An 801-nucleotide genomic window follows, 5' to 3' on the forward strand; every position below is an offset into this window, starting at 1 on the left:
GCGCGGCCAGCGCCTGCGCCCAGTACAGGGTCAGGTAGAAGTGGCTGCCACGGTTGTCGATGCCACCGAGCTTGCGCGAGGGCGACTTGTCATTGTCCAGGAACTCGCCGTTGGCCACGTCCAGCGCCTTGGCCAGCACGCGCGCAGCGGCGTTGTCGTAGCGGTTGCCCAGGTGTTCCAGCGACGCGGCCAGGGCGAGGAACTCACCGAGCGAATCCCAGCGCAGGTAGTCCTCTTCGACGAACTGCTGCACGTGCTTGGGCGCCGAACCACCGGCACCGGTCTCGAACAGGCCACCGCCGGCCATCAGCGGCACGATCGACAGCATCTTCGCGCTGGTGCCCAGCTCCATGATCGGGAACAGGTCGGTCAGGTAATCGCGCAGCACGTTGCCGGTCACCGAAATGGTGTCCTCGCCCTTGCGGATGCGATCCAGCGAGAACGCGGTGGCTTCCACTGGCGGCAGGATACGGATATCCAGGCCGTTGGTATCGTGGTCTTTCAGGTAGGTCTCGACCTTGCTGATGACCTGCGCATCGTGAGCACGCCCGGCGTCCAGCCAGAACACGGCCGGGGTGCCGCTCAGGCGCGAACGCTCCACGGCCAGCTTCACCCAGTCCTGGATCGGGGCGTCCTTGGTCTGGCACATGCGCCAGATGTCACCGGCTTCCACGGCGTGTTCGAACACCACCTTGCCGGCGTCATCGGTGACCTTGACCACGCCATCGGCGGCGATCTGGAAGGTCTTGTCGTGCGAGCCGTATTCTTCGGCCTTCTGTGCCATCAGGCCGACGTTCGGCA

At 65.3% G+C, this 801-nt stretch carries 1 protein-coding gene; it reads right to left on the reverse strand.

All coding sequences use genetic code 11. The annotated features are described in order from the left end of the window. Positions 1-801 (reverse strand): NADP-dependent isocitrate dehydrogenase (locus ABB28_RS17455; RefSeq protein WP_161809884.1); only part of this gene is annotated, 801 nt, incomplete at both ends.

It is taken from the genome of Stenotrophomonas chelatiphaga (genome assembly GCF_001431535.1).
GTDB lineage: Bacteria > Pseudomonadota > Gammaproteobacteria > Xanthomonadales > Xanthomonadaceae > Stenotrophomonas > Stenotrophomonas chelatiphaga.